Origin of the sequence: Sphingobium sp. CCH11-B1 (genome assembly GCF_001556865.1) — a bacterium.
Taxonomy (GTDB): domain Bacteria; phylum Pseudomonadota; class Alphaproteobacteria; order Sphingomonadales; family Sphingomonadaceae; genus Sphingobium.
In genome coordinates this window covers 51,830-63,717 of sequence record NZ_LSJY01000070.1, presented here as the reverse complement: position 1 = coordinate 63,717, position 11,888 = coordinate 51,830, and the positions used below count along the sequence as shown (strand labels likewise).

11 protein-coding genes are annotated in these 11,888 nt (G+C 63.5%); 8 read left to right on the top strand and 3 right to left on the bottom strand.

From position 1 onward, the window contains the following. Positions 1 to 4: 4 nt before the first annotated feature. Entirely contained in the window at positions 5 to 664 is a 660-nt protein-coding gene (locus AX724_RS07525; protein WP_066765027.1) for a carbonic anhydrase, read from the bottom strand. Positions 665 to 671: 7 nt separating this feature from the next. On the opposite strand from AX724_RS07525, the gene lipA reads away from it, so the two are divergent. Next, on the top strand, positions 672 to 1,688 hold the full coding sequence (lipA, locus tag AX724_RS07520) for a lipoyl synthase (protein ID WP_066765031.1): 1,017 nt from the start codon (positions 672 to 674) through the stop codon (positions 1,686 to 1,688). 6 nt (positions 1,689 to 1,694) lie between these two features. After that, on the top strand, positions 1,695 to 2,165 hold the full coding sequence (locus AX724_RS07515) for a type II toxin-antitoxin system RatA family toxin (protein WP_066764974.1): 471 nt from the start codon (positions 1,695 to 1,697) through the stop codon (positions 2,163 to 2,165). Here AX724_RS07515 and AX724_RS07510 read toward each other — a convergent pair. Beyond that, positions 2,117 to 2,629: a CinA family protein gene (locus AX724_RS07510; protein ID WP_066764972.1), complete on the bottom strand. Its 513-nt coding sequence runs from the start codon at positions 2,627 to 2,629 to the stop codon at positions 2,117 to 2,119. The two genes, AX724_RS07515 and AX724_RS07510, sit on opposite strands and share 49 nt — an antisense overlap. A gap of 4 nt (positions 2,630 to 2,633) precedes the next feature. Beyond that, a complete protein-coding gene (locus AX724_RS07505) occupies positions 2,634 to 3,797 on the bottom strand; it encodes a bifunctional 2-C-methyl-D-erythritol 4-phosphate cytidylyltransferase/2-C-methyl-D-erythritol 2,4-cyclodiphosphate synthase (RefSeq protein WP_066764968.1) in 1,164 nt (387 codons plus the stop codon). A 106-nt stretch (positions 3,798 to 3,903) separates the two neighbouring features. Between AX724_RS07505 and dusB the strand changes: the two genes are divergently transcribed. From dusB to hfq, 6 genes are all read left to right on the top strand, one after another. After that, positions 3,904 to 4,926 carry a tRNA dihydrouridine synthase DusB gene (gene dusB, locus AX724_RS07500; RefSeq protein ID WP_066764966.1) on the top strand — a complete coding sequence of 341 codons (1,023 nt, stop codon included), beginning with the start codon at positions 3,904 to 3,906 and terminating at the stop codon, positions 4,924 to 4,926. Further along, complete coding sequence (locus AX724_RS07495) at positions 4,923 to 6,035, top strand: two-component system sensor histidine kinase NtrB (RefSeq protein ID WP_066764964.1); 1,113 nt, start codon at positions 4,923 to 4,925, stop codon at positions 6,033 to 6,035. The genes dusB and AX724_RS07495 overlap by 4 nt, the downstream gene beginning before the upstream one ends. Continuing rightward, positions 6,032 to 7,483: a nitrogen regulation protein NR(I) gene (ntrC, locus tag AX724_RS07490; RefSeq protein WP_066764963.1), complete on the top strand. Its 1,452-nt coding sequence runs from the start codon at positions 6,032 to 6,034 to the stop codon at positions 7,481 to 7,483. The genes AX724_RS07495 and ntrC overlap by 4 nt, the downstream gene beginning before the upstream one ends. Positions 7,484 to 7,588: 105 nt before the next feature. After that, on the top strand, positions 7,589 to 9,844 hold the full coding sequence (locus AX724_RS07485; RefSeq protein WP_066764962.1) for a sensor histidine kinase: 2,256 nt from the start codon (positions 7,589 to 7,591) through the stop codon (positions 9,842 to 9,844). Beyond that, the gene (gene ntrX, locus AX724_RS07480; RefSeq protein ID WP_066764961.1) at positions 9,834 to 11,204 is read left to right on the top strand and encodes a nitrogen assimilation response regulator NtrX; all 1,371 of its coding nucleotides are present in this window, start codon (positions 9,834 to 9,836) and stop codon (positions 11,202 to 11,204) included. Before AX724_RS07485 ends, ntrX begins: the two co-directional genes overlap by 11 nt. Before the next feature lie 133 nt (positions 11,205 to 11,337). Further along, on the top strand, positions 11,338 to 11,832 hold the full coding sequence (gene hfq, locus AX724_RS07475) for an RNA chaperone Hfq (protein WP_331711433.1): 495 nt from the start codon (positions 11,338 to 11,340) through the stop codon (positions 11,830 to 11,832). Positions 11,833 to 11,888: the final 56 nt, after the last annotated feature.

The following is an 11,888-nucleotide window of genomic DNA, read 5'->3' as shown; positions in this document are numbered from 1 at the left end:
TCGATCAACAGGGCGATGTTGCCGCGGCCTTCCTGTCGTGTCGCCCGGTCGCCTCGTCGAGCAGATGCAATTCCCCGTCGGCGATCGCGAAAAAGCTGCCGATCAGCTTGAGATCGCCCGCCTTTTCCTTCTGCCGGACGCATGGGAAGCTGCGCAGGTTGGCCAGGCTGACCTTGACGCCCTCCTGCTCCATGGCGCGTTCCGCGTCCCGGTCGCGCCGTTCGCCATATTGGGCGACCACCCTTTCGCGCGCATCGTCCAGCAATTCTATCCAGTGATGGATGAAGCCGCCCTCGCCCGGAGGCGCGTCCTTCAGATCATGGCTCAATGCCGCCTTGCACCCGCCACACTTGCCATGGCCCATGACGACGATCTCGCCCACCTTCAGCACCTGCACCGCGAATTCCAGCGCGGCGGAAACACCATGGCGACCCGGCGTGGTTTCGAACGGCGGCACCAGTGCGGCAACATTGCGCACCACGAAAATCTCGCCCGGATTGGTGTCGAATATCTGTGCCGGATCGACCCGGCTGTCGGAACAGGCGATCACCATCACCCGCGGGCTCTGGCCCTCGTTCAGCTCCGTCCACCGCTCTCGCTGCTGCGCCCAGCCGGTGGTGCGGAAACGGCGATAGCCATCGATCATGTCGGTAAAGTCGGTCATGCGGCTGATGTGCAGCACAAAGAATGGGCTGGCAAGTGGGAGAGGGCTGGCATGTCGCTCCGTCCATCGCTATCTGGACCCCATGACCGACATCGCCCCGATCCCCGGCGTCCAGAAGCCGGAACGTGCCCGCAAACCCGACTGGATTCGCGTGAAGGCGCCGACGAGCCCCGGCTATCACGAAACCCGCAAGCTGATGCGCGAAAAGGGCCTTGCCACCGTCTGTGAGGAAGCGGCCTGTCCCAATATCGGCGAATGCTGGACGAAGAAGCACGCGACGGTCATGATCCTGGGCGACGTGTGCACGCGCGCCTGTGCCTTCTGCAACGTCAAGACCGGCATGCCGCGCAAGGTCGATCCCAACGAGCCGCAGAATCTGGCGGATGCTTCGGCCGAGATGGGGCTTGAGCATATCGTTATCACCTCCGTCGATCGCGACGATCTTCCGGATGGCGGGGCGTCGCAATTCGTCAAGGTGATCGAAGCGCTGCGTCGCACGACCCCGAACACGACCATCGAAATCCTGACGCCCGATTTCCGCAACAAGCATGAACGCGCGATCGAGATGATCGTCGCTGCCCGGCCGGACGTCTACAATCATAATCTCGAAACTGTTCCGCGCCTCTATCCCACCATCCGGCCGGGCGCGCGTTATTATGCGTCGCTGCGCCTGCTGGAAACGGTGAAGAAGCTCGATCCATCGATCTTCACCAAGTCAGGCATCATGCTGGGCCTGGGGGAGGAGCGGCTGGAAGTGCATCAGGTCATGGATGACATGCGATCAGCCGACATCGATTTCCTGACCATGGGCCAGTATCTTCAGCCTACCCCCAAACATGCCAAGGTGATGGAGTTCGTCACCCCGGCCGCATTCAACGCCTATGCCGCCATCGCGCGGGCCAAGGGGTTCCTGCAGGTCGCCGCCAGTCCGCTCACCCGGTCGAGCTATCATGCCGGCAAGGATTTTGCGGAGATGAAGGCGGCGCGCGAGGCGCAGCTCGCAAAGGCGGCGGCGAAGGTCTGATCCGGCGTGCCCAGGCATAACGAGACGCGGCGGCTGCCATACTCGCCCGAACAGATGTTCGATCTGGTGGCGAATGTCGGGGCCTATTCCGAATTTCTGCCTTGGGTCAGCGCGATCCGCATCCGCTCCAACAGCGATACCGAAATGGTCGCGGACATGATCGTGGGGTTCAAGGGTATCCGCGAGACATTCACGTCCCGCGTGGTGAAGCAGCGTCCGACCCACGTCCGCGTCGATTATGTCGATGGGCCGCTCAAGCACCTTCATAACGAATGGGGCTTTCGCGACGACGGGCAGGGGGGCGTGCTGGTCGATTTCGAGGTGGAGTTCGAATTTAAGAACCGCATCTTCGAAATGCTGGCCGGCCAGTTCTTCGACAAGGCGCTGCGTAAGATGATCGGCGCGTTCGAGGAGCGGGCCGCCGTCCTTTACGGGCCGTCCGGCAGCAGCAGTTCCAGCGCGCACAGCGCCGCCTGAAGGCGGACACCGCCGCGTCCGTTATCGTCGAAATGCCGCATGTCGGCGACGACCTTGTCGGGCGCTGCCCCGCGGTCGGCGCGGGCGAAGACGACCGTGCCCACCGGCTTTTGCTCGCTCCCGCCACCCGGCCCGGCAATGCCGGTGATCGCCACTGCGACATGCGCATGGCTTTTCTTCAGGGCACCCTGCGCCATGGCCCAGGCGGTCGCGATGGACACCGCACCGAATGTATCCAGAACGTCATGAGAAACTTTCAGAAGTTCCGCCTTCATGTCATTGGAATAAGTTATGAAACCTGCTTCGAAGACATCGGATGATCCCGCGATCTCCGTAAGCGCCGCCGATACGAGGCCCCCTGTGCAGCTTTCCGCCACAGCCACCGTTCGACCGGCGCGGCGATTGGCGATGATGACCTTCTCGGCAAGTTCGACCAGTTCGGAGGGGAGGATTGTATCAGGCATGGCGTCAGGGTAGCGCGGGAAGGGAGAGGGTGGCAACCGCTTGCGCGGCGATGCCTTCGCGCCGCCCGGCAAAACCGAGTCGCTCGGTCGTCGTCGCCTTCACGCTCACCCGGTCGATAGGCAGGGACAGGATGTCCGCGATCCGCTGCCGCATGGCGTCGCGATGCGGGCCGATCTTTGGTGCTTCGCAGATGATGGTGAGGTCCACATGCTCTATGAGCCCGCCGCGTAAGACCACGCGGTCGCGGGCGTAGGCCAGGAACTTGTCGGACGATGCCCCGCGCCATTGCGGGTCGGAAGGCGGAAAATGGCTCCCGATGTCGCCGTCCGCCAACGCGCCCAGCATGGCGTCGACGATGGCATGGAGGGCCACGTCGGCATCGCTATGGCCCGCCAAGCCCCGGTCGTGCGGCACCAATATGCCGCCCAGCCATAATTGCTCTTCGGGCGCGAGGCGGTGGACGTCATAGCCCATGCCGACCCTGGTGACGCGCGGTAGCATCGCTTCGGCGCGCGCAAAGTCTTCGGGGAACGTCAATTTCGCCAATCTTTCATCGCCTTGCACCAACATGACGTCATGACCGCTCCGTCGCAGGATCTGTGCGTCGTCGGTCGCCTCTTCAGCGTCGTTCCACGCACGATGCGCCGCCAATATCTCGTCGAAGCGGAAGGCCTGCGGCGTCTGCACCCGGTGCAGGTCGGTGCGGTCGACATTGTCGCCCATCGCGCCATCGCCGCTGCGGACCAGCGTGTCGGCAACCGGCAGCACGGGAATTGCGCCTGCCGCTCCGTCCAGCGCCGCCAACAGGCGTTTGACCACCTCGGGGGCCAGGAAGGGGCGTGCGGCATCATGGATCAGGACGATCTCGGCGCCGCCACCCTGCGCGATCGCCTCCAGCCCGGCGCGCACCGATCCCCGGCGGCTGTCGGCTCCGATCGTGACGGACGCCAGGTCCCATGCCTTCAGCAGACGCCGGGCTTCCGCCTCCTGGTCCGCGCCGGTCACCAGATGGATCGCGTCCACCATCACCATCAGCCTTTCCACCGCATGGACGATGACCGGCTTTCCGGCGACGGTCCTGAATTGTTTGGGATTTTCGCCGCCCGCGCGGCGGCCTTGTCCCGCCGCGACGATCAGGGCGACGGTGCGGGGCGTGTCAGACGTCATGCCGGCCGCATAGCCCAGCGCGCCCGACGCCGCCAGTCCTTCGCTTGCCGAGTTCCTCCTTTTCCGCTAAAGGCTGCCTGTTTTTTAGGCAGATACTGTTTCAACGATGCGCAAACTTTCCCCCATCTCCATCGGCCCCGTGACCATCGATATGCCCGTCGTACTCGCTCCCATGACCGGCGTCACCGACATGCCGTTCCGGACGCTGGTGCGCCGCTACGGCTCGGGCCTGAACGTGACCGAGATGATCGCGACCGCCGCCATGATCCGGGAAACGCGCCAGTCGTTGCAGAAGGCCGCCTGGCATCCGTTGGAAGAGCCGGTGTCGATGCAGCTTGCGGGCTGTTCCCCGACTGAAATGGCGGAAGCGGCCAAGCTGAACGCCGATCGCGGCGCGGCGATCATCGACATCAACATGGGCTGTCCGGTCAAGAAAGTCGTGAATGGCGATGCGGGCAGCGCCCTGATGCGCGACCTGCCGCTCGCTGCATCGCTTATCAAGGCGACGGTGGAGGCGGTGGACGTGCCCGTCACCGTGAAGATGCGCATGGGTTGGGACCATAGCAGCCTTAACGCGCCGGAACTCGCGCATATTGCCGAGGATCTGGGGGCAAAGCTCATCACCGTCCATGGCCGCACCCGGTGCCAGATGTACAAGGGTTCGGCCGATTGGGCATTCGTGCGCAAGGTCAAGGACGCGGTAAAGCTGCCGGTCATCGTCAATGGTGACATCTGCTCGGTCGAAGACGCGGACAGGGCGCTGGAGCAAAGCGGTGCGGACGGCGTGATGATCGGGCGTGGCGCTTATGGCCGGCCCTGGCTGATCGGTCAGGTGATGGCGTGGCTGACGGACGGCACGCGCGTGCCCGATCCGTCTCTTGCGGAACAATATCGCGTGATTGTCGAGCATTATCACGCGATGCTAGATCATTATGACAGGCATACGGGCGTCAATATGGCGCGCAAGCATATTGGCTGGTACACCAAGGGCCTGACCGGATCAGCGGAATTCCGCAACGCCGTCAATCAGGAGCCAGTGGCGGAACGCGTGCTCGACATGCTTGCCGGCTTCTACGAACCGCTGATCGCCAGCGGGGTCGATCCCGCGGATATGCGCAAGGCGGCATGACCGACATCTTGGCGTCCGTCTCTCGCCTGCGGGTGCAGCAGGACGGGCCGTCGCTGGCGGAACAGATAACTGCGCTGCCGGTCGCCATGCTGGTCATAAAGCCCGACAACAGCATAGCCGACGCCAATGTCCGCGCCGAAACGCTGCTCAACATGGCGCGCTCCGCGATCGTCGGTAGCGACATCGCCCGCACCATCCGCATTGCCGAAGCCGGGGCGCGGTTCGACATCTGGCACAGCAACAAGCCGATCGCCGCCTATGACATAAAGGTTCACGCTGGCCGCACCGCGGAAATGGAAGTCGACCTCATGATCGCACCGATCGTGGATCATGAAGGGTGGCGGGTGGTGTCGCTGCATGCCCAGAGTCAGGCGCGCAAGATCGGCCATCGCGGCTCGGCGGGCGGCGCGCGGTCGGCCATGGGCGCGGCGGCCATATTGGCACACGAGATCAAGAATCCGCTTTCCGGCATCCGCGGCGCGGCACAGCTGCTCGAATCCAGCCATGACGGGCGCGACGCGGCATTGACCCAGCTCATCTGCAACGAAGTGGACCGGATCGCTGCGCTGATCGACCGGATGCAGGATTTCACGACCGACAGGACGCTGGAATGCCATCCCGGCAACATTTATCCCCTTATTGACCGCGCCGCCGGCATCGCTGCCGCCGGCTTTGCAAAAAATGTAAAGATCATAAAGCATTATGACCCTTCCTTGCCATTTGCTAATATCAATGAGGATGCTTTGGTGCAGGTGATGATCAACCTGCTGAAAAACGCCGCGGAGGCGCTGGAGCATGTGGCCAAGCCGCGCATTCGTGTGGAAACGGCGTTTCGCCATGGTGTGTCCGTGGTCATGGGTGGCGGCAAGGGTAGCGCGGTGCTGCCGATCGAGATCGTGGTGGTGGATAATGGGCCGGGCGTGCCGGAGCATATTCTGGACCATTTGTTCAATCCCTTCATCACCGGCAAGCGGGACGGGCAGGGGCTTGGCCTCGCACTGGTGGACAAGCTGGTGCGGGACATGAGCGGCTTTGTCCAATATGCGCGCGACGCCGAAGCGGGCGAATCGACCTTCCGCATCCTTCTGCCCATGGGCATCGCGTCGTGAAGGCGACCGGCTCCGTCTTGGTCGTCGATGACGATCCGGCCATTTGCGTGGTGGTGGGGGAGGCGCTCCGGCGGCAGGGGCACAAGGTCAAGACTGCGGCATCCATTCGCGAACGCGCCGCCCTGATGGACAGCTTCACGCCGGATGTCCTCATCACCGACGTCATGCTGCCGGACGGCGATGGACTGGAAGGGGTCGCCGACATTCTGGTGGCGCGCCCTGGCATGAACGTGATCGTCCTTTCGGCCCAGAACACGCTGAACACCGCGATCCGCGCTACCGAGAAAGGCGCGTTCGAATATCTGCCCAAGCCATTTGACCTCAACGAACTGACCCGGGCGGTTTCCGATGCCTTGGGCACCCGCGACGGTTCGGAGGGAAATCCAGACGACGCGGTCCTACCCAATGACGGGATGCCGCTGGTCGGCCGCTCGCCGGCGATGCAGGAAGTGTACCGCACGATCGCCCGTGTCCTGTCGAACGACCTTTCCATACTGGTTCTGGGCGAATCCGGCACTGGCAAGGAACTGGTGGCCGAAGCGATCCACAGCCTTGGCCAGCGGCGCACCAAGCCGTTCGTGGCCATCAACATGGCTGCCATTCCCCGCGAACTGATCGAAGCAGAACTCTTTGGTTATGAAAAAGGGGCTTTCACGGGCGCCAGCGCGCGTACCGCCGGCAAATTCGAACAGGCGCAAGGCGGAACGCTGTTCCTGGACGAGATCGGCGATATGCCGATGGAGGCACAGACTCGCCTGCTGCGCGTGCTTCAGTCCGGCGAAGTCACCACCGTGGGTGGATCGAAGCCGGTCAGGGTCAACGTCCGTATCATTGCCGCCACCAACAAGGATCTGCCGCAACTGATCGAGGAGGGGCGGTTCCGGCAGGACCTCTATTACCGCCTCAATGTGGTGCCCATCGACCTGCCGCCGTTGCGCGAGCGGCGCGAGGACGTGGTCCTTCTTGCCCGTCATTTCCTGGAGCGCGCGGCGCAGGATGGCTTGCCGCGCAAGGCGCTCGCCGAGGATGCGGCGCAGCTTCTGATGACCTGGCACTGGCCCGGCAACGTACGCGAGTTGCAGAACATCATGCAGCGGCTGGCCGTACTGACGCGCGAAAACATGATCACAGCGGAGATGCTGCGCTCCATGTTGCCGCTTGGGGCGGTAGCCCAGGATCAGGGAGCACCGGCGGATCAGCTCGCCCATGTCGTTCGGGACTGGACCAAGCGGCAACTCGGCATCGGTTTGCGCAGTCCGCAGCGGGCGCTCCACGACGACCTGTTGCGTGTGGTGGAGCCTGTGTTGCTGCAGGAAGTGCTCGCCAGCGTGGATGGCAACCAGATCCGAGCCGCTGGCCTGTTGGGCATCAACCGCAATACCCTGCGCAAGAAGCTGACGGACTATGGCCTCGACCCGCTACGGCTGCGGGTGCATGACGGGTCATAACGCGTAGCCGATCAAGACGAATCGACTGCCAGGATCGATCAACGACATGCAAGTCTATCAAATACTGTGTTTCCGCGGGCACGGGGTTGTTGTAACAAAGCCACGATGAACGGCGCGACAACAGTGTCCCGGCGGATGTCGGCATGGCGGCGGCGCATGCCGCTTCTGCTGCGTAGCCCGCGATTGGCGGCGGTGGTGGAAGCTGTAACGCTGGCCCTGTTCCTGGGCATGGCGGGCCTGACCTATCATCTCCTGTCGGGCAGCGGCCAGTCCTACTCATTGCTGACCCCGCCCATCGTCGCGCTGCTGCTGGTCGCCAATCTCGTGCCGGCCATCGCCCTCCTCGTGCTGCTGGGACGGCGCGTGGCCAAGCGACGCGCGGCCCAATCGGCGATCGGCAGCGACGGGCAGTTGCACGTCCGCCTCGTCGCGATCTTCTCCATCGTCGCCAGTGTGCCGATGCTGCTGGTCGTGATCTTCGCGTCGCTGCTGTTCCAATATGGCGTGCAGTTCTGGTTCTCCGACAGCGCGCGCGGCATGCTTCAAAATGCGGGCGACCTGGCGCGCGGCTATTATGAGCAGAACCTGCGGGAGGTCAGCGACGAAACCGTCACCATGGCGGACGACCTGCGCGACTATCTGCGCGAGTCTCCGGTATCCAGCCCGCGCTTTGCCGAAGGCTATATCTATCAGGTCGTCACGCGAAAGCTGAATCGTTCCGCCATCATCGAAGTGGGCAAGGACGGGATCGCCCGCACCGCCGCAACCGTCGACCCGGAAAATCGCCCGGCAGCCGAAATGCTCTGGCCCGAGGCGGTGGAGCGGCTGGCGCAGGGCGAGAATATCGTCGTCCGCATGCGGCCCAACCAGGTCGAGGCGGTGACGCTGCTCTATCCCCGGTCCAAGGTCTATCTTTACGCCACGCGCAATGCGGTCACGACCTCCTTTTCCAACGTCGAACGCGCGCAGAAGGTCATAGCGGACTATGACCAATTCGCGGCGCAGTCACGCGCGTTGCAGTTGCGCTTCAACATCGCGCTGTTCATCGGATCGCTCCTGCTGGTGGGCATTGCCGTCTATATCGCGCTGGCTGTCGCCGACTGGATGGTCCGGCCGGTGAACGAGCTGGTGACGGCGGCGCGGCGGATCACGGCTGGCGACCTGTCGGCCCGCGTGACGAGCCCACAGGCGCGCGACGAGATCGGCACGCTCGCGTCCGCCTTCAACCGTATGACGCAAAGGCTTGAGGCGCAGACCGGCGCCCTGGTCGCCGCCAACAGCCAGCTGGACGAGCGCCGTGCCTTTATCGAGGCGATCCTGAGCGGCGTCAGCGCCGGCGTTCTGTCCGTCGATCTCCAGGGCGTCATCCTCCTCCTCAACCGCTCCGCCGCGGCCATTCTCGTCGAGGAGGGGGACGATCCGGTTGGCCGCCCGCTCGTCGATGTGTCGCCGGAACTGGCGGATTTCATCGGATCGGAAGACGCGGCCGGCATCGTCCAGGTGCGCGCACATGGCGACCTGCGCACGCTGGCGGTCAAGCTGACCCAGGACGCGTCCAGGCACATCCTGACGTTCGACGACATTACGCAGCAGCTGTCCGATCAGCGGCGCGCGGCCTGGTCGGATGTCGCGCGCCGCATCGCGCATGAAATCAAAAACCCCCTGACGCCCATTCAGCTCGCAGCCGAGCGGTTGCAGCGTCGCTATGCGGGCGAGATCAGCAGCGACGTCGGCACCTTCACGCGGCTGACTGGCACGATCGTGCGTCAGGTTGGCGATCTGCGGCGCATCGTGGACGAATTTTCGTCCTTCGCACGCATGCCCAAGCCCGTGTTCAGGCGAGAGGCGATCGGCGACATCGCGCGTCATGCCCTGTTCCTGCATGAAGTCGCGCATCCGGATATCCGGTTCGAATATCATGCCGAAACGTCTGATCTGGAGATGGTCTGCGACAGGCGTCAGCTTGGCCAGGCCCTGACGAACATCGTGAAGAATGCGGTCGAAGCCATTGAACAGAAAGACCAACGGGACGATGGAGAGCCGCGTGGCCACGTCCGCATGACAATGGCGCAGGACGCGAGCGACGTCATCATCACCGTAGTGGACGACGGCATCGGCCTTCCGCCCGAGCGGGAACGGATACTGGAACCCTATATGACGACCCGGTCGAAGGGGACAGGCCTTGGCCTCGCCATCGTCAAGAAGATCGTCGAGGAGCATCAGGGGGAGATACGCTTCGACGACGCCCAGGGAGGGGGGGCATGCGTGACCCTGCGCTTTGCCGCAGCCGCGCTGGAAAAATTGGAAGAAGAGCAGGTGATCGCCCTGCCCAAAGGAAAAGTGACAGCCAATGGCGCTTGATATTCTGATTGTAGACGACGAAGAGGATATTCGCGATCTGGTCGCGGGTGTGCTGGAGGATGAGGGCTTCTCAACCCGCACCGCCGCGAACAGCGACAGCGCGATTGAGGCGATCGACAGTCGTCGACCCTCGCTCATCCTTCTGGACGTCTGGTTGCAGGGCTCCCGGCTCGACGGGCTTGAACTGCTTGACGAGATCAAGCGGCGCGATCCGACAGTTCCGGTGCTGATGATCTCCGGCCACGGCAATATCGACACGGCCGTCGCCGCGATCCGTAAAGGCGCGGCCGATTTCATCGAAAAGCCGTTCGAGGCCGATCGCCTGCTCCATCTTGTCGCGCGCGCCACGGAAACCGAGCGGCTGCGGCGGGAAAATCAGGTGCTGCGCGCGCGCTTCGGTCAGGATGACGAACTCACCGGCACCTCAGCATCGATCAATGGCGTCCGGGCGACCATCAAGAAGGTGGCCGGCACCGGTAGCCGCGTCCTCATTTCCGGCCCCGCCGGTGTGGGCAAGGAGGTGGCAGCGCGCATGCTCCACAGCTGGAGCGGCCGCGCCGACGCGCCTTTCATCATCGTCGCCGCCGCCCGCATGGACCCCGACCGGGTCGAGGAGGAATTGTTCGGGGTGGAAGATCCCAGTGGTCTGGTACGTCCGGGCTTTCTGGAACAGGCGCATGGCGGCACCCTTTACCTCGACGAGATCGCCGACATGCCCCTGACGACGCAGGGCAAGATATTGCGCGTCCTTACCGACCAGAGCTTTACCCGGGTCGGCGGCCAGCGACAGGTCAAGGTGGACGTGCGCGTCATATCCTCCACCGCGCTCAATCTGGCGACGGAGATCGAGGAGCGCCGTTTCCGGGAGGATCTTTTTTACCGGCTCAATGTCGTACCGCTGGCGATTCCGCCTCTGTCCGAACGGCGCGACGATATTCCGCCACTGGTCGAACATTATCTCGCGCGTTTCGCCGCCGACCGGCGCGTGCCGCCGCCGGAAATCGCCAGCGACGCCATGGCCGCGCTTCAGGCCAATGAATGGCCGGGCAATGTCCGCCAGCTTCGCAACGTGATCGAGCGCACGATGATCCTGGCGCCGGGCGACCGCATCGGCCGGATCGAACTGGACATGCTGCCGTCGGAACTCACCAGCGGCGGGGCCGGCGAGGGCGTCGGTCAGTCCGCGATCATGGGGGCGCCGCTGCGCGAGGCGCGCGAGAGTTTCGAGCGCGAATATCTGCGCATCCAGATACGCCGTTTTTCCGGCAACATTTCCCGCACCGCGACGTTCATCGGCATGGAGCGGTCGGCGCTCCACCGCAAGCTCAAGCTGCTGGGCATTACTGAAGGCAAGGATTGACCGGATCGCCCCATGCCCATGGACGTTTCTTCGCAAGTGCGGTAGAAGTTGCCCTGCTCCCGACGCGCGGGGGCGGGCAAGACACTCTGCTTAAGAGTGCAAGTGCGGGTAACGTCCCGCCAACAATAAAGGACTGGCGACGACCATGGCCGAAAAGATGAACAACCTTCAGGATATTTTCCTCAACAGCCTGCGCAAGAGCAAGACCCCGGTCACCATGTTCCTGGTGAAGGGCGTGAAGCTGCAGGGCATCATCACCTGGTTCGACAATTTTTCCGTTCTGCTGCGTCGCGATGGACAGTCGCAGCTGGTGTACAAGCATGCCATATCCACGGTGATGCCAGCCCAGTCGATGGACCTCACCGATCTGCGCAAGAGCAGCGACGGCAACGGAAAATCGAAACTGCTGCAGGAAATCTTCCTCTCCGCCGTCCGCAAGTCCGGCAGCCCGGTGACGATGTTCCTGGTGAACGGCGTCATGCTTCAGGGCGAGATTGCGGCCTTCGACCTGTTCTGCATGCTGCTGGAACGCGACGGCATGGTGCAGCTCGTCTACAAGCACGCCATATCGACGGTTCAGCCGCTCCACTCGCTCGACCTCAGCGGTGAGAACGAGCAGGACGACTAAATTGGGTTGCGCGCCGGGCCGTTGACAGGTGGACCGGCGCGCGTCTGGATGCTTTA

What these genes read in the sequence shown, in the direction of transcription:
- AX724_RS07525 (WP_066765027.1), bottom strand. Translation starts at nt 664, where the DNA reads ATGACCGACTTTACCGACATGATCGATGGCTATCGCCGTTTCCGCACC.
- lipA (WP_066765031.1), top strand. Translation starts at nt 672, where the DNA reads ATGTGCAGCACAAAGAATGGGCTGGCAAGTGGGAGAGGGCTGGCATGT.
- AX724_RS07510 (WP_066764972.1), bottom strand. Translation starts at nt 2,629, where the DNA reads ATGCCTGATACAATCCTCCCCTCCGAACTGGTCGAACTTGCCGAGAAG.
- AX724_RS07505 (WP_066764968.1), bottom strand. Translation starts at nt 3,797, where the DNA reads ATGACGTCTGACACGCCCCGCACCGTCGCCCTGATCGTCGCGGCGGGA.
- dusB (WP_066764966.1), top strand. Translation starts at nt 3,904, where the DNA reads ATGCGCAAACTTTCCCCCATCTCCATCGGCCCCGTGACCATCGATATG.
- AX724_RS07495 (WP_066764964.1), top strand. Translation starts at nt 4,923, where the DNA reads ATGACCGACATCTTGGCGTCCGTCTCTCGCCTGCGGGTGCAGCAGGAC.
- AX724_RS07485 (WP_066764962.1), top strand. Translation starts at nt 7,589, where the DNA reads ATGAACGGCGCGACAACAGTGTCCCGGCGGATGTCGGCATGGCGGCGG.
- ntrX (WP_066764961.1), top strand. Translation starts at nt 9,834, where the DNA reads ATGGCGCTTGATATTCTGATTGTAGACGACGAAGAGGATATTCGCGAT.